A 21,832-nucleotide genomic window follows, 5' to 3' on the forward strand; every position below is an offset into this window, starting at 1 on the left:
TTGAGAGTGTCAACCAAATTCTTTCTGTTCGTTGTGCTTATCTCAATGGTTTGCTTGCTATTTAAGTGTTTCTGCCAAAAGTGGATGCTCCCAAGGGTTTTAGGCTAATTTATTTTTCTGATTTTATTGTGTCAACTTACTTAGTATTAACACTTAATTTAGGATTACAAAAAGTGGAAACATGGGACGATAAAGAGTTGCTACAATAAATGTCTTAGTTGGTATCATCCAGAGCCACTCAATGCAAGTTTGACTTATATATACTTTTAGGGGGTTGTTTGAAAAAGCGTCCATTGGGGTTAGTGGCAATTGTTGTCTACAAATCATTTGCAGCTTCGCTACTTATGGTTACTTCCATCGCTTTATTATTGACATTAAAAAATTATCAAACTCTAGAGGCTTTCTCAGAAAATTATGTTTTAGAAGGTAAATCAATAATTATTGATTTGATTTTAAATAAAATTATCAACTTAAATCCTAGAACTTTGGCATTTAGTGGCATTGGAGCAGGAGTTTATGCTATTGTTACTACTATTGAAGCTGTTGGTTTGTGGTACGAGAAGCGTTGGGCCCATGTCTTAGTATTGGGACTTGTCGGTATCAGTATCCCACCAGAAGTTTATGAATTAATTCGGGGAATATCTCTTATAAAAATATTCGTATTTTTGTTAAATTTAGCTGTATTTGGATATTTACTCCGAAATTTTCCTAAACATCCAAAGTAATTTTTTATTTGATACTTATGACCTATCTTTGAAGAGTTTCTTAGTGCTGAGTCTTGATTAAGAATTAGTACTTATGAATCTTTTCACTCAGTACGTTGTACAATCGCTAAAAACACAATCTGGAGAGCGACTTGCCTAGATCGATTCAGTCTACTCAACCACCACTAAAATTTATTACTCAACGGTTTAACCCGTTGGTACTCCAGATTGTTCGGTGGTTACTGCCGATCGCACTACGGTTTCGTACTCGCCCTTGGTTAACGGCTGGGATTGTCGGTATTGAAGCCAAGAATGTTGAGGTATTAGCTGAACTTTATCAACAATTCCAGGCTGGGAAAATTCGCTTTTTGTTAGCATTCCGTCACCCAGAGGTGGAAGATCCTCTGTGTATGCTGTATTTGCTTTCCCGTATTGTGCCACGAGTTGCCCGTGAGGAAGGTATTTTACTGCAATCCCTTGTTCACAGTTATTTTCTCTATGACCGGGGTATGACGGTTTGGGCTGGAAATTGGCTAGGTTGGTTATTTTCACGGGTGGGAGGTGTGCCGGTTCATCGGGGTAGACGACTAGATCGGCAAGCAATCCAAACTGCACGAGAGTTATTTGCTAATGGCGAACTACCGATCGCAGTAGCGCCAGAAGGCGGTACTAATGGTCATAGTGGTATTGTTAGCCCACTGGAACCAGGTGTTGCTCAAATGGGGTTCTGGTGTGTAGAAGATTTACAAAAAGCCAATCGCACTGAAACTGTGATTATTGTGCCGATCGCTATTCAGTATCGCTACGTCGAGCCACCTTGGTCTAAACTAGATTGGCTGTTGAGTAAGTTGGAAGCTGATAGCGGCTTGGCAGTTAAGGAAATTGATCCGGGTACTCAAGAAGAGATTTACTATCAACGCCTCTGTAGATTGGCTGAATATCTCATTACTGAGATGGAAGAATTTTATCGTCGCTTCTATCATCAAGACATCCCAAAAACCATCTCAACTGATGAATCTGCTAGCCTAAATCAGATATTAATTGTCCGACTTAATCGCTTACTGGACAAGGCTTTACAAGTTACTGAGCAATATTTTGGAGTTCAGTCACAGGGGAATTTTATTGACCGTTGTCGCCGCTTAGAAGAGGCTGGTTGGAATTACATTTACCGGGAAGATTTGCCAGATATCAATGCTTTACCACCCTTTAAACGCGGTTTGGCAGACTGGATTGCTGAAGAAGCAGACTTGCGAATGCGACACATGAGGATAGTGGAAAGTTTTGTTGCAGTCACAGCTACTTATATTCAAGAAAAACCGACAGCAGAAAGGTTTGCAGAAACAGCTTTACTTGTATTCGATATGCTTTCTCGAATTCAAGATACAACACTTCCAGGGCGACCTCGCTTAGGTTTGCGAAAGGCACACATCACTGTGGGAGAGCCAATTTCAGTTACTGAACGCTTTCGCAATTCTCAAGGCGATCGCTATGCAGCTAGACAAGGTGTAAGCGATTTGACAAAAGATTTGCAAATTGCTTTAGAGAAAATGATTAACTAGGCGTAAATAAATAGGGCTTATGCACAAGTAAACGCGGTAAGTTTTTGAGACGCGATAAATCGCCGTCTCTACAAGTATTTTGGTCTTATCTGAACTGTATTGGCCTATAGTGATATCAATTCCCGATTGGTAGTGTTATCTCAAACTCAGAGCCTTGTCCAAAAGTAGAATCCACTTTTAAAGTACCTTCATGTTCTTCAACTATAATTTGTCGAGCGATCGCTAATCCTATAAGCTTCAGGAATTGCTGTTGTCACGGTTATGCTCTCCATAATCAAGATTGCTTGTCAAAAATTTGACTTTTATCATGCACATATAGGACTCGTATTTGATTTTTAAAAAAAATTCGGTACACCTTAATCTTCTGAAATACTCTTGCCTATTGCCTACCTACGCAATTGATTTCAGTAATCAAACCGGATTCCTATATATAGTTATTATTCCTGAAATTAGGGTTTGCTTTTCAAGAATATAGGGATAAGCTGATACCCTTTTAGTTGTATATAGAACAATACCTTGGATTAAGGCTTTGATCTTCCCTAACCCTACTTAAAAAGGAGGGAATGAGAGCAAGCAAACCACTCTACGCCAAGAAACAATGATGCAACTTGATTGATGATTAGCTTCGTGTTCAGAAGAGGATTGAAATTCCTCCTGAACATAGCAACTAAAATTAAGAAATTCAACCTGGGTCTTAAACCTTTACCTTAACTTCACTCAGCACGGACTAAACATCCCGCTATTCATATACAGCAATCGTGAACTGATGGTTTTTGGACAACTGGTTCACCCGATTGGGTGAATGCGATCGCTGCATCCAGAACTACTCTGAAAGTAGAGGAACTTTTTCTGCTGTTAGTGATAACGCCAACAGCCAAAAAAGTCTCATAATGGCTATGATTGCCTTGAATATTATGTCAATTGCTTATATATCAAAGGTTCAAAGAGTGGATGAAATTGTCAAATCACCAGATTTCCAGCCAGAGAAGATCGCTCTATTGGAAACAATTGCTGCCAATTTACCGGGGATGATTTTCCAAATTCTGCAACGGCAGGATGGCTCTGTGTTTATCCCTTATATTAGTTCTGGTTGTGAATATTTGTATGAATTAAAACCAGAAGCTGTACAGGCAGACTTTCAGGTGCTATACAAATTGATTCATCCACAGGATATAAAAGCTTTTACAGAATCTATTACTGTTTGTAGTACCACTTTTAAACCTTGGCATTGGGAAGGTCGCATCATTACGCCTAGTGGCAAACTGAAGTGGATTCAAGGTACTTCGCAACCCGAACGACAAGAAACAGGCGATTTTCTTTGGAATGGCTTAGTCATGGACATTACAGACCGAAAACAAGCCGAAGAAAAATTGCAAGAGAGCGAGACTCGGTATAAAGCAATTTTAGATGCTATTCCCGATTTGATGTTTCGCATTAGCCGCGATGCCGAGTATCTCGATTTGAAAAGTGAGGGAGCAAATGTCACTCTTTCGAGAGAAGAAATAGTTGGCAAACGCGTGCAAGAGTTATTGCCTAGTGATGTTGCAGCAATTAGCCTGGAAGCGATCGCTAAAACTTTAGATTCTGGAACTTTGCAAACTTGCGAATATCAACTAGCAACGCCTTTGGGAGTCAGAGATTATGAGGCGCGGTTGGTAGTGAGTGGTGAAGATGAGGTACTAGCAATTGTCCGAGATATTACAGAACGTAAACAAGCAGAAGTCAGCTTACAAAATCTTGCTCAAAAATTTGCTAAAGCTTTTAGTTGCAGTCCCGATTCAATTACTATTAGTACGCTGCAAGAAGGACGGTTCATCGAAGTTAACGACAGTTTTGTCAAACTCTCAGGTTATGAGCGAGATGAGGCGATTGGTAAAACTTCCTTTGAATTAAATCTATGGGTAGACGATCGCGATCGCCTAAATTTGTTACATGAGTTACAAAGCACAGGAGTTGTTCGCAACTTAGAATTTGAATTTCGGCAAAAGTCTGGCAAGATAATTACAACGCTGCTTTCAGCCGAAATCATCGATTTAGATAATATCCCTTCGATCCTAGCAGTCCATCATGACATTACAGAACGCAAGCAAGTAGAAGCGCAATTCCGCCTAGCAGCACAACGCGATCGCTTGTTGGCAGAAACTCTAGTGCGAATTCGGTCTTCCCTTAACTTAGAGGAAATTCTGCAAACCACCGTAACGGAAGTTAGGCAATTTCTACAAGCAGATCGAGTTTTCATTGGTTTAAATAATGCCAAGTTAGGAGTCAGAACCCTTGCTGAATCAGTAGATCCTCAGTATCCATCAGTCTTAGGTTGGTCTACTAATGATGAAGCTTATTTACAAGAATTGAGAAACTTACTAAAAGATAATCTTGTGCGTGTTGTTGAAGATATTACACAAATAGCAGTATCTCCCAAAGTTAAAGCACACTATCAAAAATTTCAAACAAAGGCTAGCTTGGCAGTACCACTGATGCTAGGTAATGAATTATTTGGTGCGTTAATTGCCAATCAATGCTCAGGTTCGCGTCATTGGCAGCCAATAGAAATTGATTTGTTACAACAGATGTCAGAACAAGTAGCGATCGCTATTCAGCAAAGCCAGATATACCAAAAACTTGCAGAACTTAACACTAATTTAGAACAACAAGTCGAAGAACGAACAGCACAGTTGCAGCAGAAAATGCAAGAATTTGAAAAACTGGATCGGATAAAAGATGTTGTTTTGCATACAGTTGCCCACGATTTACGAACTTCGGTAATGGGTAACTTAATGGTGTTAAAGAATTTGTTAAATCAAAAAGTGGGGAGTGGGGAAGTAGGGGAGCAGGGGAGCAGGGAGCAAGGGGAAAATCCCTCTCCTCTGCCCCCTGCACCCTGCCCCTCTGCCTCTTCTGCCCAATTCCCAATTCCAGTATCTCGCTCAATAATCGAGCGGATGATTCAAGGCAACGATCGCCAGTTGGCGATGATAAACTCATTGTTAGAAATTAATTCCTGCGAACAACAGGGTATTGAGATCAAACATGAACCTGTGCAACTTAGCACCGTGCTGGGAGGAACAGTCACCCACTTGGAACCTGTGTTGACACAAAATCAAGCGACTCTGAAGAATTTGGTTCCCGCAGATTTACCGTTAGTAATGGCAGATGGGACTCTGTTGCAGAAAGTTTTGGTAACTTTAATCACCCATAGCTTGCAAAATAATCCACCAGGATTAAATTTTATTCTTAGTGCCAGCATTGAGGAAGGAATGATTCGCACTCAGATTCAAGATGATGGTGTAGTAATGAGTAAACTAGAGTGCGATCGCCTTTTCGATCTTCATGTCCGCGATCCTCAAGATTGTTGTTCTACCAGCATTGGCTTAAAAATGTATCTTTGTCGGAAAGTTATTAAGGCACATGGCGGTAAAATCGGTGTTATTAGTAACCGCAAGCGCGGGTTAACTTTCTGGTTTACATTACCTCTCTTCACTTCATCCGCAACAAATTGCCCATAAATCACCAAAAAATGAGAGGGTGTTATTTATAGCAATGTTGAGTAAAGGAAACACCCTCGACGGTATGGGCAAAGTTGCTTGGATGCTAATAGCTACTCCATTTACAACAGTGCAAAGCTGGTGGAGAAAAACCTTTTCTGCACCAACAACAGATGAAACCACTACTCTTTACAGAGCTTGGCGTAACCGTTTTTTGTGGCAGAGATTGCGTTTATGGTTATGGCTGGCGCTGATTTGTTTGTTGTCTTTTACTTTGCGAGACATTTACGGCTTTTTGTTCTCTTTAAAAGAGTTGGAAAGTCTGCCAGAAATACTTAGAACTCAACGCCTTGTAATCAATATTGCAATGCTTCTGAGTATACTAATCTGCTTTGCCTTACATAAAACTAAATTAGGCCGTAATCGTCCAGATTTATTATTTTTGGGGTCTTCTTGGGCAATTAGTCTCGCATCACAGTTGTTTGCCACCCTAAGAGGTTTTGCACTACCCGATGCTATCGGTTGGTCACTACTCTTCTTGAGCCAAGCTATATTAATGCCAGTCTGCTGGATTGTTCACTTGCTGTCTCAAGTGGGTGTGCTAGTTTACTATTTTGGTGTAAATACGGCACTTGGACTAAAGACACCAGTCCCGGAACACCCAGAAATATATAGTGTGACATTTCTTCTATACATTTTTTGGTTTTGTGCTATATGTGACATTGGTGTTTATCTATATGATCGCCTACAACGTTCTGAGTTTTACGCCCGTCAAGAACTGGAATTTGCATATCAAAAACTCAAGGTTGCAGAAACTAAATATCGCACTATTTTTGAAAACGCAGTTGAAGGGATTTTTCAAAGCAGTCCTGATGGACGTTATATTACGGCAAATCCTGCTTTAGCAAGCATTTATGGCTACTCTTTAGCGGAGGAGGTGACAGCACATTCCACTGATATTCAACAATTGTATGTTGATCCAAACCGCCGCGCCGAATTTGTGAGGCTGATGGAAAAGTATGGCAGCATTTCTGAGTTTGAGTCTCAAATTTATCGCCGAGACGGGAGTATTGTCTGGATTTCGGAAAAAGCTTACGCAGTGCGTGACGAACAGGGAAAACTGCTTTACTACGAAGGTTTGATTGAAGATATTACTCAACGCAAACAAACTGAAGAAGAACTACGAGTATTTTTCCATGCAGTTTCCCACGACTTACGCAATCCAGTACTGGGTAGTTTAATGGTGCTGAGAAACCTGCTTGCACATCCAGAGGAAAATATTTCGATTTCCCGCTCAATTTTAGAGCGGATGATTCAAAGTAGCGATCGCCAACTGAACTTAATTAATTCGTTGATGGAAGCTCATATCAGCGAAGTGCAAGGTGTGGTTTTGCAACGTCAGCCTGTACAATTACTGACAGTTGTCGAAGCTGCGATCGCTGATTTGGAACCATTGCTAGAGCAAAATCAAGCCAAGCTGACAAATCTAGTATCCGCAGATTTGCCATTAGTGAATGCAGATCCCACGCAACTATGGCGAGTTTTTTCTAACTTAATTGTCAATTCTCTCAAACACAATCCTCCTGGATTGCTATTAACAATCAATGCTACCCCTCAGGATGGCATGATTTATTGTACCGTTAGTGATAACGGCGTGGGCATTAGTCAACAACAAAGCGATCGACTTTTTGACCTTTACTTTCGGGGCGCAAATATCCGCAATTCTGTAAGTTTGGGATTGGGCTTATATTTATGTAAGCAAATCATCAATGCTCACGGCGGTGAAATTGGGGTGAATAGTGTATTAGATGCAGGGGCAACTTTCTGGTTTACATTACCTATTAGCTGACTAGTAGTCTGTTAAACGACAATACACAGATAAGATCAAAACCCTTGTAGAGACGGCGATTTATCGCGTCTCAAAACCCACAATTTTGTACAAGTAGCGCTTAACCCAAGCGTATTGTGTTAAACGAAGTTTGAAAGGAAAAGGAACGAACCACAGAGGCGCAGAGCGCACAGAGTCAGAGAACAAAGAGATGTTTAAGAAGTGTTTCATCTACTTGCATAGATTACTAGGGAGCAGCGCCTAAAGCCTGTAAAGTTGCTAATTGAGCTTCTGTTAACCCTTGAATTTCTTCCAGCCTCATACCTTCATAAGGGCGAGGCGCTCTCCAAGTTTGCTCATATTTACCAGTTTGCAAATCCCAGACTTTGATGGTTTCGTCTAAGCTACTACTAAACTATAAACAAGCTCTGAGTGACTTAGCAAAGTTTGATAACATTCTCCTGTAGAAATATGCCAAAGTTTCAGATTACGATCTAAACTACCGCTAACAATAAACTGAGCATCTTGACTAAACTGCGCCACCATAACGGGGTCTTGATGTCCTACATAAAGTTTGGAGACATTTTCGTGTAGAAACTAACCATAGTTTCAAAGTTCGGTCGAATAATAATTTCATAGCGCGTCCACTCATTTTCGGGTAGAAGCTCTAAATCGTGAATTGTCCAGCGTACTCCCTCAATCGCTTGGTTCATAATTGTCCCCGTTTGGCTTGCTTGCCTTCTTTGCTTAATTTTATCTTTCCTTCGGGCAAGGCAGTTATGGTATTTAAATTAGAACCATAATGAAAAGCAAAATTTCAAACAAAACTCTGTATGCTGACATTTACCCAACTTAAACCACCTAATTGCGATGCAGCAGTTACTTTTACTCTGGCTCTGACAGCAGAAGAACGCACCCGCAGCCGTCATCGCTTTGAAACGGAAGATGGTATTGTGTTTTTACATTTACCCAGAGGAACTGTTTTACACGATGGTGATATTCTGCTAGAAGAAACCCATAACAGTTTAATTAGAATTACTGCTAAACCAGAACTAGTTTTGACTGCCTTTGCACAAACATCAATTTTATTATTACGGGCAGCATATCATTTAGGAAATCGCCATGTACCTGTAGAAATTACCCCAACTTATTTACGCTTGTCCTCAGATTCGGTTTTACGCGCGATGTTAGAACAACTGGGGTTAGAAATAAAAGAAGAAATTTTACCATTTCAGCCAGAATTAGGAGCTTATGGACAACACCATCATGCTCACTGATAGTCATCTTTTGAGTATTTTACAGTTGGCTAGCCCCGCTTTACCTGTGGGAGCATATAGCTATTCTGAAGGCTTAGAAATGTTGGTGGAAAATGGTACGATCGCTAACCAGACAAATCTCAAAGATTGGTTAAAAGCAGAGTTACTCTATGGGGCAATTCGGTTAGAGGCGGCGGTGATGGTACGATCGCAGCAATCCGCAAAAATGAATGATTTAGAGTCTCTATGCCGTTGGAATCTGTGGTTATCGGCTGCTAGGGAAACAGAAGAATTACGCGCCTCTAGTTGGCAAATGGGGCGATCGCTCATCCAATTACTTGGTAAACTAGAACCGCAGATTATACCTATTACCAATGCTGTCGGGAATCCTTGCAATTATGCGATCGCTTTTGGTATTGCCGTTGCTCATTGGCAAATTAGCATCCAAGCCGCATTACTCGCATATCTGCATAGTTGGGCAAGTAATTTAATTACTGCTGGCGTGAAACTCATTCCCCTTGGCCAAACAGCAGGACAGCAGTTATTGCTAGATTTGCAACCATTATTTAGCACTGCGGCGCTAGAAATTCTAAACTTACAGGATGATGAACTCGCCTGTTGTAGTTGGGGTTTGTCGCTGGCGAGTATGCAGCATGAGACGCAGTATACAAGATTGTTTAGGAGTTAGTCATGAGGAATGGGGAATTGGGAAAAAATTAAGGACTAATAACTATGTACCAATGACAAAGGACAAATGACAAATGACAATAAACGCATTTCGAGTAGGGGTTGCTGGGCCAGTGGGTTCGGGGAAGACGGCTTTGGTGGATGCTTTGTGTAAGGGATTGCGTGAGCAGTATCAGATTGCGGTGGTGACGAATGATATCTATACTCAGGAGGATGCTCAGTTTTTAGTGCGTTCTCAGGCGTTGGCTAGCGATCGCATTTTGGGTGTAGAAACTGGCGGTTGTCCTCACACCGCTATCCGTGAAGATGCTTCGATGAATTTGGCGGCAATTGAACAATTAGAGGAACGTTTTCTCGATTTAGATTTGGTATTTTTGGAAAGTGGTGGCGATAACTTAGCTGCTACCTTTAGTCCCGAATTGGTGGATTTAACAATTTATGTCATTGATGTTGCGGCTGGTGATAAAATTCCCCGCAAAGGCGGGCCAGGCATTACCAAGTCTGATTTGTTGGTGATTAACAAAACTGATTTAGCGCCTTATGTTGGTGCAGATTTAAATGTGATGGAACGAGATGCTAAAAAAATGCGCGGCGATAAACCTTTTATTTTTACTAATTTAAAAACTCAGTCAGGACTTGCAGATGTAATTAACTTTGTTTGCACAAATATTTGTTAAAAAGAATTTTATAACCCACGAAAAATCAGATACCCGACTTCTCAAAGAAGTCGGGTATCTGGACAATTCGAATTTTCACAACTATTTTTTTAACGAACCGCATTCGCGCAGCGTCTCGTTAGAGAAGGACGCATAGACACGAAGTGGCTTCCCGCAGGGTAGAACGCAAAGAAAGAGAAGAAAGAAATGCTTAACTGAACTATATTGGTTTATAACCGCCCTTTTAACTATAAAGCCCGTAGATGCCGACTTCGCACCCGTTCAGCACTACCCGTAGGAATTGCAGCAATTAATTTTTGCGTATATTCTTCTTTAGGTTCTTGGTAGATGCTTTCGGCTGTGCCTTCTTCAACAATTTGACCGCGATTCATGACTAAAATGCGATCGCTCATAAATTTCACCACACTTAAATCGTGAGAAATAAAGATATAAGTAAGCTGAAAATCTGACTGTAACTCTTTGAGAAGATTTAATACCTGCGCCTGTACAGAAACATCCAGCGCTGAAACTGATTCATCGCAGATGATAAACTTAGGATTTAAGGCCAAAGAACGGGCTATGCAAATTCGTTGACGTTGACCGCCAGAAAACTGATGAGGATAGCGGTTCATCGCATCTGCACTCAACCCCACCCGTTCTAAGAGTTCAACTACCCGTTGCCGTCTTTGTTGCTTTGTCTTCCCAACGGCGTGAATTAACAAAGGTTCCATCACCGCGTCCCCAACCTTCATCCGGGGATCGAGGGAACTAAAAGGATTTTGGAAGACTATTTGCATTTCCCGCCGCAATTTTTGCAACCGTTCTCCTTTGAGGCTAGTAATATCTTGTTTCTCAAAGATAATCTGACCACTCATCGGTTCAATTAAGCGCAGCAAGGTTCTACCAAGGGTGGTTTTACCACAACCAGATTCTCCCACCAAACCTAATGTTTCTCCTGGCTTGACATCAAAAGAAACGCCATTAACCGCCATATTGTAGCGTTTTGTCCCACCAAATACCCCGCGCACTGGAAAACCAACTTTCAGGTTGCGGATTTGCAGCAGGGGTTCCTTTTCATTGAAGTTTGCCAATCTTGCAGCAATCTCTTCGGTTGTGACTTCTATAGGTAGTGCAGGTTCTTTCGCCTGAATTACTACTTGTCCCGTTGCTGTCTCTTCTGTACTCATGTAATCGGAAACGGTGAGTAATTTTTGCGGACGGCGGTTGAGTGTGGGGCGACAAGCTATCAAACCTTTAGTATATGGATGCTTGGGACTGCTGAATATTTGCCCAGATGTACCAGATTCGACAACTTTGCCTTTATACATCACCGCTACTTGGTCAGCAATTTCTGAAATTAGCCCCAAATCGTGGGTGATGAAAATCATTGCCATATCACGACTTTGCTGCAATTCTCGCAACAAGTCCAAAATAGTCGCTTGCACCGTCACATCCAAAGCTGTGGTTGGTTCATCAGCAATTAAGATTAATGGGTTGCAAGAAATTGCCATTGCAATCATTACCCGTTGCAACTGACCCCCAGAAAGTTCATGGGGGTAGCGTTCTAGCATGGCTTCTTTGTGTTCTTTAACCAGCTGTGCCAACTTTGATGGTTCTGGTTTCGATGAAGTTTCGGTATACTGCTGTTGGATCTCCTCATCACTAGGTAGAAGTTTAACCTCTTGTAGACCTGCGATCGCAATTTGTCGTGCTTGGGCTGCTGACACCTTTTGATGCCGCATAATCGCTTCTGTTAGCTGAAACCCGATGTTATAAACTGGATTGAGCGAACTCATCGGTTCTTGAAAAATCATGGCGATGTCGCCACCCCGGTGTAACTGCATTTGCTCAGGAGGCAATTTTACCAAATCGATAGGGTTGCCATTCTCTTGAGGACGAAACCAGATTTCACCGCCAGTAACTATACCGGGAGTTTGCAACAAACCCATCACAGCTAGGGCTGTCACTGATTTACCACTCCCCGATTCTCCTACTATTCCTAGAGTTTCACCTCGATGCAGCCCAAAGGAAATACCATCCAAAGCTCTGACAATGTTGCCATCACCGGGAAATTCAACTTGGAGATTGCGAACCTCTAGGACAGTTTCTCTCATAGGAGTTGGGTAGGAATATTAACTTAAAATTATTAGATTTTAACAATAGTTTTGATCTATGTGTCGGTAAATTTGATTTTTACACTTTTTGGCTGTTTTTCACATACTTCCACAATATACACGTATCTGCGATATGGAACTGCTTGTGACTTCTGCAAATTGCGATCAGCTCATGAGTGTAGTTATGATTGCCCTGGCGATGCCTGCGGCGGGCTACGCTTACGCTAATCACTGCTTCTGCCCTCCAGAAACATTTGCCCTTACTGCGGCTTGAATCATATCATACTATTGCCAAAATTGACAAAATGTAAGAAGCTGAGGCAATGGAAATAGAGATTAAAATAGAGTTAGTAAAGGTAGGATTTACTTGATTAGAAGGTTCTATGATGACTTTACAAGAAATTATTAATTCTATTGAAAGTTTGCCCACAGAAGATCGAGAGTATTTATTTGAGTTTCTTCGCCAGCAACGAATTGAGAATCGGCGGGTTGAAATTTTGGCTAATGCTCAGGAAGTAATGCAGGCTTTTAAGGATGGGACAGCTCATAGAGGAAGTGTTGATGATTTGATCGCTGATTTACTCGGAGATGATGATAGAAGTTGTCTGGAGTAGTCGATTTAATCGCTCTTTTAGGAAGATTACAAAGAAAAACCCACAAGAATCAAATTGTTAATGTATTAAGGCTTTTGGCAGATGATCCATTTACACCATCTTTGAAGTCTCATAAGCTAACAGGAAATTTGGCGGGTTTATGGTCTTGCTCTGTTGCTTATGATTGTAGAATTATCTTTAATTTCTCTGAGGATGAAAAGTTGTTAGAAATGGTTATTTTATTGATTGATATTGATAGCCATGATGAAGTCTATTAAAATGCAAAGTAGAGGCTGAAGCTTAGGATTTAAAGATTAAAATTCTCTATCTCTAACTGTTCGATAGCTAAAGCCATGTCTCACGACAAGACGAAAAGTGTCAACGCAGACAAAAAAATAGCACACCCTAAAGGATGGCTATTTATAGAAATTGTCTAATTGTGATGTTGGTTAACAAATTGAATACACGCTTAACTAACAACTTTAGAAGGGAATATCATCTGGATCTGGTTCTTCCGCTTTCACTGCTGGATAAGTGGTTCGCTCATAATTTGTAGATTGGGGTACGGGTTCGTAACTTGTGGCTTGGGGAGCAACGCCAACAGGATTTGCAGCCGGAGTAGGCGCTGGACGTGGTGACTCGTAAGTGTTAACTTCTTTCTGGGGAGGACGAGATGCTGATGGTTGTCGTGGAGCAGTTTCAGTGAATGATGGAGTTGCGGTTGCAGAAGGCAATGGATCGGTATTAAAACTACCTCCAACAGGTTGAATTTGTTGCACTGTCAATTCAGCGCGTTTTTCTTTAAAACCTTCCATCGCAACAGTATTCATGCCTAAACGTCCTACCAGGATGACGCGATCGCCTTGGTGGTATTTTTGCTGAATTTCTGTCGCTAAATTCCCCCACCCGACAACTTTCAGAGTGGCTGGCGGATCTTCTGGTTTCAGGGAATTGGGAAACTGCACCAGCATTTCCGTAACTCCCAAATTATCGGCTGTATAGCGGAGTTGCGGCTCGTTAATAATTTCCGCCATCAAAACGCAGCTGTTCATTAAAATTACTCCTGACTGCAAAAAGTACTGATTGAAAAAGTTGGGGTTTTTCTATGTAGCGCCAATTAATATCTAGATATGTTTAATTGTTTGCATTTTTTAATAATGCCTGAGTTTTTAGTCCTTTCTAGCATAAAAGCCAAGCGATCGCTTTGAACAGCATTAAGTATGCCGTCCGCAACTCTCGCTTGACTAAATTGAGCATTCAATTCTGCATTGAGTAGTATAATTGTACCACTAATTTAAGAAAGAGAAAAAATTATTGGCAAAAATTAAGTCTTGACGTGAGAGGGGAAAACACCGAAGGCGATTAACCTGGCTGGTAGGTCGCGCAAGATGGGTAAGCGTAAAAATCCAGGTGGTACAAAGGTGCGATTTGAGGTGAGAACTGGCGCAAATACCCGTTTCTGGATAAAAGTTTGAAACGCCTGAATGATGCGTGTGGGCAACTCGCGTTGACGTTGTACTTTTGCTAGGTCGCTAAGTTGTACTTGTCGGTTTTTTAGTGGTTTACTAAGTACATTCGCGGCGACGACAGCATCTTGAATCGCGTAGTTAATCCCAACTCCACCCACGGGGGACATTATATGAGCAGCATCACCGATGAGTAAGAGTCCCGGATGATACCAGCGTTTAACGCGACTGGACTCGACCGAAAGAAAAGCTATTTGTGACCAGTCATGTAAATTTTGGATGCGTTGCTGGAATTCTGGCACTACTTCCACAACAGATTTTTTTAATTCCTCCAAGCCCTCAGCCCGCAGTTTTTGATAGCCTCCTTTGGGGATGACATAAGCAACTTGCCACTCATCACCACGGTCAAGCATAGCGATGATTTTACCTTGACCAAAGCGCCCCATTCCCCCCTCTGAGTCTTCTGGCTGACGCGGTAGGCGAAACCAGAGGACATCCATTGGTGGCGAGGTTTCGATGGATTCAAACTCACCCAGGTGGCGTAAACGTGAGTGGCGACCGTCTGCACCCACCGTCAGTATTGCCCGGACTTCATGCCAACCACCACTTACCCGATAGCGGACACCTTGAATTTCGCCATTTTCGGCAATTAATTCTTGCACATTCGCACCCATTACCAGATGGAAACTAGGATATTTTTGTGCTTCTTGGGTGATGAACTTCAGGAATTTCACCTGGGGAAGCATTGTAATGTAGGGGTAGCGGGTTTTTAGGTGACTAAAATCTGCCAAAGTGACAGTATCTTCAGGTGTTTTAAACCTAATTTGGCGCATTTTGGCATGGGGGAGTTCTAGCAAGCGATCGCTAAGTCCCAATTCTTCCATAATTTCCATCACCGATGGATGAATGGTATCGCCGCGAAAATCGCGATCGAAGTCTTTGTGTGCTTCCAGCAGCATCACCGAAATCCCTTGACGCACTAACAACAGCGCCAAAACTGCTCCGGCTGGGCCCCCACCCACAATGCAACAATCTGTGGTTTGTACGTCTACAATGTCATGGACAGGGTTAATACTTGGCTCTGAGGAAAGATTTTGAGGTAAATCGGTAGTCATAACAACACCTCCTGACAGCCCTAAAATCTAGCGTAGTTTGCTTTTGATGGTGCAAACTATTTTGTTAACTTTTCGTATTTACAGAGAACGTGTATTATGGGCGCTAAACTGTCATTAGTCAGTCGTAATTATCCTCCAATTCCCAATTCCCAATTCCCAATCAAATAATTAGTTGTGTCCCAAGTTATTTTAGAAAACGTTTATAAAAGTTTTTCCTCACGTAAAGGCGAAGGTGTTACCTCACAAAACCAATCTTCCTCCACACCTGGGGAGAAAACTGATGCAGCGCAAGAACGTGCGGGAAGTGTTAACGTCTTGCGGCGGATTAACCTGACGATCGCAGATGGCGAGTTTATGGTGCTGGTAGGCCCTTCTGGTTGTGGGAAAAGCACCTTGCTACGGTTAATTGCTGGGTTAGAAACGATGACTGGCGGTAATATCTGGGTAGGCGATCGCTTAATCAATGATCTACCACCAAAAGAACGCGACATCGCAATGGTGTTTCAAAATTACGCCCTCTATCCCCACATGACGGTGTATGACAACATCGCTTTTGGGTTACGCCGCCGTTTTGGGACAGGGGAAGCAGGGAGAGAAATTACTCCCTCATCCCCTTATCTTCGAAAGTGGGCAGAAAATCTTTTCGTGGGGGCGACAAGAAAGTTACCTAAAGGATTGCGCTACACTTCCGAGAAAGAACGGGCGGTGGATCAGCAGGTGCGTAGTGTTGCCCAACTGTTACAAATTGAAACGTTGCTGAACCGCTTACCCAAACAGTTATCTGGGGGACAAAGACAACGGGTTGCACTGGGAAGAGCGATCGCGCGTGACCCGCAAGTGTTTTTAATGGATGAGCCGCTTTCTAACTTAGATGCCAAACTACGGGCAGAAACCCGCGCCCAAATTGTAAAATTGCAGCGCCAACTGGGGACAACGACAATTTACGTTACCCACGATCAAACAGAAGCGATGACAATGGGCGATCGCATTGCGATTATGTCTGAGGGTAAAATTCAACAAGTTGCTTCTCCTTTAGAACTTTACAACCGCCCTGCCAATCTTTTTGTAGCAGAGTTCATTGGTTCACCACCGATGAATTTTATTCCTGTAGAATTTCATGCCCCGCAGTTGATTACTCATTCCCAGTTGCGTTTCACCCTGCCAGAAGTTTGGGGAAAAGCTTTACAAAAGTACGATGGGAAAACTCTAATTTTAGGCATTCGTCCAGAACACTTGAACTTGAGTATGCCAGCCACCAAAAATCTACCAGTGCAAGTAGATTTGGTAGAGAATCTCGGCAACGATTCCTTTCTCGCTGTTAAGATTGCCGAACCGGGTTCTCAGCCTGCGACTACAGCCAATTCCTTACAAGTGCGAATCCCACCAGATCGTCTTGTACAACCTGGTGAGCAACTATGGTTATCTCTAACTCCAGAGAAAATTCACTTTTTTGACCCAGAAACCCAGTTAGCAATATTTCCTTAAAAGTATCCGCATCTAATACTAAATTTTTGAAGAAAAATCGTTAAGCTAATTGGAATTTTACCAATTCTATTTCCCGTACCAGAAGCGATCGCGCTTTGGCTAATCGGTGGCTCAATGCTTTACCGTCGGTGCTTTTAAAGAAATGTAGTATCACCGTGCCAAAACGGGAAAATTGGCATGGTGATGCCTAACTCAACCCCATTAGATTGTGCTGCTGTTCATAAAAGCTGAAAAAAACTCACCATAACATTACACAGCCACCTCCATAGCAAACTTCACCTTGGGAAGACTAGACACAAGGTAGATAATTACAAGTTTGGATGATGAAAGTAACTTTTGCTAACTTAGGTTTAATTGGTGCAGTCTACATCTTGGCTATTGGTAACAGCCATGTTCAAGCACAAGTCACACCCGATAGTACTCTCAGCAGTGCTGTGTCTGGAAGTAATAGTTACAACATTACTGGTGGCACTAGGGTCGGCAATAATTTATTTCATAGTTTCAGTCAATTCTCTATTCCTAGCAATGGCTCTGCATCATTCGATAATGCTACCGATATTCAAAATATTTTTAGTCGTGTAACTGGCGGTAGTGTTTCCAACATTAATGGTTCTATCAGCGCTAATGGTAATGCCAATTTATTTTTACTCAACCCCGCAGGCATTATTTTTGGTGCCAATGCCAGCTTAAATATTGGTGGTTCTTTTGTCGGCACAACTGCTAATAGCATCAAATTTGCTGATGGATTTGAATTTAGTGCAGTTAATCCCCAAAATACGCCATTATTAACTGTCAGTGTACCTATAGGATTGCAAATGGGAAGTAATCCAGGTGCGATTGCATTTAATGGTTCTGGTTATGGTTTTGAGCGATTGAGTAATTCCGTTCTGCGTGCGACTAGTGAATCTAACTTACAAGTAAAGCCAGGAAAAACTCTGACTTTATTAGGTAGCAATATTTCGATGGTGGGTAGTCGAATTTCCACTAGTTCTGGAAATATCGAACTTGCAAGTGTCAAAGAAGGTGCGATCGACTTGCAGTCCACATCAGAAGGATGGCAACTTGGTTATGAAAAGGTATCAAAATTTGGAGATATAAAATTAGACCAAGCAATTATTGATGCTTTAGCTGCTGGTGGTGGTTCGATTCGCTTACAAGGAGGAAATATATCCTTAGATAATGGCTCCAAGGTGATTATTCAAAACCTTGGACTCAAACCATCTGGTGGTATTAGTATTAATGCAGTTGAATCCTTAGAAGTAAGCGGTCTACATCCAAACCTGAATGAGTATAGTGCTATTTATACCGAAAGCCTAGTTGGTTTAATTGGGGATATTAATATTTCGACCCAACGCTTGAAATTATCAGGAGGACAAGGCATTTCCAGTAGGGCAATAAATAGTCAGGGGAGTAATATTATTGTCAAGGCATCTGAATCAATTAAGTTAGAAGCTGATCCATTAAATCTAACACGGACAAGTAATATCGAAACTAGTACTTTTAGTTCTAAAAGGGCTGGGGATGTGATCCTATCTACAAATGATTTAATCGTTTTAGATGGTTCGAGAGTCTCTTCGATTACGACCTCTCCTGGAGATGGTGGAAATGTCAATATCAATACAAAATCAATTGAAGTAAGTGGAATCACAAGTAATTTTGTCGCTAGCGTAATTACTGCTGGAAGTTTAGGGCAAGGTAATGCTGGTAATTTACTTATAAATACAGATCGATTAACAATTCGTGATGGTGGACGAGTCGATTCTTCGGGTGCTGCAAGCGGCAATGCGGGTAGTGTAACGATTAATGCTGGAGAATTTATCGAAGTCAATGGAACTGTACCGGGTTCAATCAATCCGAGTTTAATTATCTCTTCTGCAAATCTCTTAGATGAATCATTGCGTAAAACTTTAAGGCTTCCTCCTGCACCAACAGGAAAATCGGGAAACGTGACTATTAACACACCTGTGTTACGAGTCATGAATGGAGCGCAGGTGACAGTAAAAAATGATGGTATGGGAAATGCTGGCAGCTTAAAAGTCAATGCTAATTCGATTTTTCTCGATAGCAAAGGTGGTATTACTGCTGCGACTAAATCTGGAGAAGGTGGTGATATTACAATTAATTTAAAAGACTCTTTGATTATGCGTCATGGTAGCAAAATAGATACTGAGTCTTTAGGTACGGGAAATGGTGGCAACATCACCATTAACTCGCCAATTATCGGTGGTTTTGAAAACAGCGATATCATTGCCAATGCTTTGAATGGTAATGGTGGCAATATCAACATTACTACTGGGGGCATCTTTGGCTTAGAGTTTCGCAATCAACTTACCCCAGAAAGTGATATTACCGCTAGTTCGCAATTTGGGGTAAATGGTACAGTCGAAGTCAATAACGTTGGCGTTGACCCCAATTCTGGTTTAGTTGAATTACCAGCCAATGTCACCGATCAATCGCAGCAAATAGCAAGTGGTTGTTCTAATACCAATGGTAGTAGTTTTGTCGCCACCGGACGCGGTGGTGTGCCGCAAAATCCCACACAAGAAGTTATCATCGATCGCACTTGGTCTGATACCCGTGATGTCTCTGCATTCCAAAATAAAACTAACGTAGTTATAGCCCAAACACAAAAATCTCCAGAAGTCCTTGTCCAAGCTACTTCTTGGCGACGTAATGCCCAAGGCAAAATTGAACTCGTTGCAGCCCAGTCTCCTACATCTATGCAACCATCATTAAGCTGTGCTGCTATTCCCAAAAGTTCAATATAACTAGTTAAATGTTACTAATTTTACTGGTATGGGGAAAATAAATACGGTGTATAAAAATAGAGATGGGTTGATGAAATTAACTTTTTTTGAGTTTGGCTTCATAGGTGCAATTTTCATGTGTGACCATTCCAGACATCGTAGTCCCGTTAATTTTTGTGTTAATGTTCTATGCGGATTAATTGCTTATTGCCACCAACCTAAGAAACCTAGCCTTCAACTTGAGTGGCTTTTATCTTCAGATGTTTAACCCGAACTCAGGTTATTTAGGGATTGGGGATTGGGGATCGGGTACTGAGGATTGGGCATTGGGGATTGGGATTGGAAAATAATATTTTTAATCTTATTTCCCGTTCCCCATTCCCCATTTTTTACTTACGCATCATCTAAAGCTGCAATTCCAGGCAATACTTTGCCTTCAAGTAACTCCAAGCTAGCGCCGCCGCCGGTGGAAATATGGCTCATTTGGTCTGCTAAACCAACCTTTTCCACAGCCGCTACTGAGTCACCACCACCAATGATGGTTGTTGTACCAGTTTTACCAATTTCAGCGAGAGTATGAGCGATCGCTTCCGTACCTGCTGCAAACTTATCAAACTCAAATACACCCATTGGCCCGTTCCAAATTACCGTTTTGGTATCTGCAAGGGCTTCTTGGAAAAATTTCACCGAGTCTGGCCCAATATCCAAACCCATCCAACCATCGGGGATATTCTCAATGCTAACGGTTTGAGAATTGGCATCTGGGGCAAAGTTATCTGCCAATACCACATCTGTGGGCAGCAATAAAGCAACGCCACGTTCTTTAGCCTTAGCTTCCAAAGACTTCGCTAGTTCTAGCTTGTCTTCTTCTACCAACGACTTACCAACACTCAAACCACGGGCTTTGTAGAAGGTGAAAATCATCCCACCGCCAATAATCAGCTTGTCGCACTTCTCCAGCAGGGTTTCAATTACGCCAATTTTGCTGGAAACTTTGGAACCGCCAATAATTGCCGCCAAAGGACGTTGGGGATTTTCAATAGCGTTTTGCAGATATTGCAATTCCTTCTCAACCAAATATCCAGCCACAGAAGGGCTGAGGAATTTAGTCACACCTTCAGTAGAAGCATGGGCGCGGTGTGCAGTACCAAAAGCATCATTGACATAAAAATCAGCATTAGCTGCCAATTTTTTGGCAAATTCTGGGTCGTTTTTCTCTTCTTCTGGATAAAAACGGACATTTTCTAGTAATAGCACTTGGCCATTTTGCAAAGCGGCAACTTTCGCTGCAACTTCATCGCCAATGGAGTCATCAGTTTTAATGACTTCTTGCCCTAGTAACTCAGAGAGACGCTTGGCAACGGGAGTTAGGCGTAATTTGTCATCCACACCCTTGGGACGGCCAAAATGACTTGCGAGAATGACTTTAGCACCCTTCTGCGTTAAATCTTGGATGGTTGGGAGAGCGGCACGAATGCGAGTATCGTCGGTAATCTTGCCTTGATCGTCCACAGGCACGTTAAAGTCAACCCGCACTAAGGCACGTTTCCCAGATATATCAGCTGAAGATAAACTTGCTAAACTTTTTTTGGACACACCAAACTCTCCTGATTGCCTTTTTGTTATTGTTTTGAAAGTAGAACCATCAAGATTTTACCGGAGTCAGGGGTACCCAAGTGACAGAGATATTTAAGACAGTACTATTTCCTATCGATCAAAGCCGGGAAACGCGGGAAGCTGCTGATGTTGTTACCAACGTAGTCAAAAAGTACAGCAGTCGCTTGGTGCTGCTGTCTGTGGTAGAAGAACCGCCTCCAGATGCCCCAGATGCGCCTAGTGCAGATCCGATGGTCTCACCAGAAGTAGTTGCAAAACTGCTAGAAAATGCCCAATCTTTATTTTCTGGGCAAGGAATTCAATCTGAAATTCTGGAAAGGCAAGGTAAACCAGCTTTTACTATCTGCGATGTCGCTGATGAAATTGGGGCTGATTTAATTATTATGGGCTGCCGGGGGCTAGGCTTGACTGAAGAGGGAGCGGATGATAGTGTTACCACTCGCGTGATTAACCTTTCCCCTTGCCCAGTGCTGATTGTGCCTTAGCAGTGTGTTGCGGAATATTAATTGTAGTGCGATCGCTA

Annotated in this window: 20 protein-coding genes and 1 pseudogene; 14 read left to right on the top strand and 7 right to left on the bottom strand. The window is 42.0% G+C overall.

Annotation, left to right across the window (positions count from 1 at the left end):
- Positions 1-278: 278 nt before the first annotated feature.
- Together V7K69_RS20930 and V7K69_RS20935 are read left to right on the top strand one after the other, a co-directional pair.
- Complete coding sequence (locus V7K69_RS20930; protein WP_335037800.1) at positions 279-725, top strand: DUF2127 domain-containing protein; 447 nt, start codon at positions 279-281, stop codon at positions 723-725.
- 131 nt (positions 726-856) lie between these two features.
- A complete protein-coding gene (locus V7K69_RS20935; protein WP_335037803.1) occupies positions 857-2,263 on the top strand; it encodes a lysophospholipid acyltransferase family protein in 1,407 nt (468 codons plus the stop codon).
- 115 nt (positions 2,264-2,378) lie between these two features.
- Here the strand turns inward: V7K69_RS20935 and V7K69_RS20940 are convergent, their stop codons facing one another.
- Entirely contained in the window at positions 2,379-2,504 is a 126-nt protein-coding gene (locus V7K69_RS20940; RefSeq protein ID WP_335037883.1) for an ATP-binding protein, read from the bottom strand.
- A gap of 649 nt (positions 2,505-3,153) precedes the next feature.
- Between V7K69_RS20940 and V7K69_RS20945 the strand changes: the two genes are divergently transcribed.
- Together V7K69_RS20945 and V7K69_RS20950 are read left to right on the top strand one after the other, a co-directional pair.
- Positions 3,154-5,766, top strand: coding sequence for a sensor histidine kinase (locus V7K69_RS20945; protein WP_335037885.1), 2,613 nt, complete (start codon positions 3,154-3,156; stop codon positions 5,764-5,766).
- A gap of 64 nt (positions 5,767-5,830) precedes the next feature.
- The gene (locus V7K69_RS20950) at positions 5,831-7,594 is read left to right on the top strand and encodes a PAS domain-containing sensor histidine kinase (RefSeq protein WP_442936171.1); all 1,764 of its coding nucleotides are present in this window, start codon (positions 5,831-5,833) and stop codon (positions 7,592-7,594) included.
- A 226-nt stretch (positions 7,595-7,820) separates the two neighbouring features.
- Here the strand turns inward: V7K69_RS20950 and V7K69_RS20955 are convergent, their stop codons facing one another.
- Positions 7,821-7,949 (bottom strand): hypothetical protein, encoded by a 129-nt coding sequence (locus V7K69_RS20955; RefSeq protein ID WP_335037807.1) that lies wholly within the window; start codon positions 7,947-7,949, stop codon positions 7,821-7,823.
- 23 nt (positions 7,950-7,972) lie between these two features.
- Positions 7,973-8,119, bottom strand: a complete 147-nt coding sequence (locus V7K69_RS20960) for a hypothetical protein (protein ID WP_335037809.1) — start codon at positions 8,117-8,119, stop codon at positions 7,973-7,975.
- A 287-nt stretch (positions 8,120-8,406) separates the two neighbouring features.
- Here V7K69_RS20960 and ureE point away from each other — a divergent pair, with 287 nt between their 5' ends.
- From ureE to ureG, 3 genes are all read left to right on the top strand, one after another.
- Entirely contained in the window at positions 8,407-8,850 is a 444-nt protein-coding gene (gene ureE / locus V7K69_RS20965) for an urease accessory protein UreE (RefSeq protein WP_335037813.1), read from the top strand.
- Positions 8,825-9,517: an urease accessory protein UreF gene (locus V7K69_RS20970; protein WP_335037815.1), complete on the top strand. Its 693-nt coding sequence runs from the start codon at positions 8,825-8,827 to the stop codon at positions 9,515-9,517. The genes ureE and V7K69_RS20970 overlap by 26 nt, the downstream gene beginning before the upstream one ends.
- Positions 9,518-9,596: 79 nt before the next feature.
- The gene (gene ureG, locus V7K69_RS20975; protein ID WP_335037887.1) at positions 9,597-10,193 is read left to right on the top strand and encodes an urease accessory protein UreG; all 597 of its coding nucleotides are present in this window, start codon (positions 9,597-9,599) and stop codon (positions 10,191-10,193) included.
- Positions 10,194-10,420: 227 nt separating this feature from the next.
- Here ureG and V7K69_RS20980 read toward each other — a convergent pair whose 3' ends face one another.
- The gene (locus tag V7K69_RS20980) at positions 10,421-12,286 is read right to left on the bottom strand and encodes an ABC transporter ATP-binding protein (protein ID WP_335037817.1); all 1,866 of its coding nucleotides are present in this window, start codon (positions 12,284-12,286) and stop codon (positions 10,421-10,423) included.
- 145 nt (positions 12,287-12,431) lie between these two features.
- Here V7K69_RS20980 and V7K69_RS20985 point away from each other — a divergent pair, with 145 nt between their 5' ends.
- The 3 genes from V7K69_RS20985 (at position 12,432) to V7K69_RS20995 (ending at position 13,157) form a co-directional block, all read left to right on the top strand.
- Entirely contained in the window at positions 12,432-12,560 is a 129-nt protein-coding gene (locus V7K69_RS20985) for a hypothetical protein (RefSeq protein ID WP_335037820.1), read from the top strand.
- 109 nt (positions 12,561-12,669) lie between these two features.
- Complete coding sequence (locus tag V7K69_RS20990; protein WP_335037822.1) at positions 12,670-12,900, top strand: hypothetical protein; 231 nt, start codon at positions 12,670-12,672, stop codon at positions 12,898-12,900.
- Positions 12,888-13,157 (top strand): type II toxin-antitoxin system RelE/ParE family toxin, encoded by a 270-nt coding sequence (locus V7K69_RS20995; protein WP_335037824.1) that lies wholly within the window; start codon positions 12,888-12,890, stop codon positions 13,155-13,157. The genes V7K69_RS20990 and V7K69_RS20995 overlap by 13 nt, the downstream gene beginning before the upstream one ends.
- A 204-nt stretch (positions 13,158-13,361) precedes the next feature.
- Here V7K69_RS20995 and V7K69_RS21000 read toward each other — a convergent pair whose 3' ends face one another.
- On the bottom strand, positions 13,362-13,931 hold the full coding sequence (locus V7K69_RS21000; RefSeq protein WP_335037826.1) for a single-stranded DNA-binding protein: 570 nt from the start codon (positions 13,929-13,931) through the stop codon (positions 13,362-13,364).
- Positions 13,932-14,203: 272 nt separating this feature from the next.
- Positions 14,204-15,460, bottom strand: coding sequence for an FAD-dependent oxidoreductase (locus V7K69_RS21005; RefSeq protein ID WP_335037828.1), 1,257 nt, complete (start codon positions 15,458-15,460; stop codon positions 14,204-14,206).
- Positions 15,461-15,634: 174 nt separating this feature from the next.
- Here V7K69_RS21005 and V7K69_RS21010 point away from each other — a divergent pair, with 174 nt between their 5' ends.
- The 3 genes and pseudogenes from V7K69_RS21010 to V7K69_RS21020 all read left to right on the top strand — a co-directional run.
- The gene (locus V7K69_RS21010; RefSeq protein ID WP_335037830.1) at positions 15,635-16,945 is read left to right on the top strand and encodes an ABC transporter ATP-binding protein; all 1,311 of its coding nucleotides are present in this window, start codon (positions 15,635-15,637) and stop codon (positions 16,943-16,945) included.
- 320 nt (positions 16,946-17,265) lie between these two features.
- The gene (locus tag V7K69_RS21015) at positions 17,266-19,713 is read left to right on the top strand and encodes an S-layer family protein (protein ID WP_335037832.1); all 2,448 of its coding nucleotides are present in this window, start codon (positions 17,266-17,268) and stop codon (positions 19,711-19,713) included.
- A 109-nt stretch (positions 19,714-19,822) separates the two neighbouring features.
- Positions 19,823-19,960 (top strand): annotated as a pseudogene (locus tag V7K69_RS21020) (IS982 family transposase); the annotation flags it as partial.
- 125 nt (positions 19,961-20,085) lie between these two features.
- Here the strand turns inward: V7K69_RS21020 and V7K69_RS21025 are convergent.
- Positions 20,086-21,288, bottom strand: coding sequence for a phosphoglycerate kinase (locus V7K69_RS21025; protein WP_163928698.1), 1,203 nt, complete (start codon positions 21,286-21,288; stop codon positions 20,086-20,088).
- Positions 21,289-21,377: 89 nt separating this feature from the next.
- Between V7K69_RS21025 and V7K69_RS21030 the strand changes: the two genes are divergently transcribed.
- On the top strand, positions 21,378-21,794 hold the full coding sequence (locus V7K69_RS21030) for a universal stress protein (protein ID WP_041566493.1): 417 nt from the start codon (positions 21,378-21,380) through the stop codon (positions 21,792-21,794).
- The last annotated feature ends 38 nt before the right edge of the window (positions 21,795-21,832 follow it).

Source organism: Nostoc sp., from assembly GCF_036917775.1.
In the GTDB taxonomy this organism is placed as follows: Bacteria; Cyanobacteriota; Cyanobacteriia; order Cyanobacteriales; family Nostocaceae; genus Nostoc.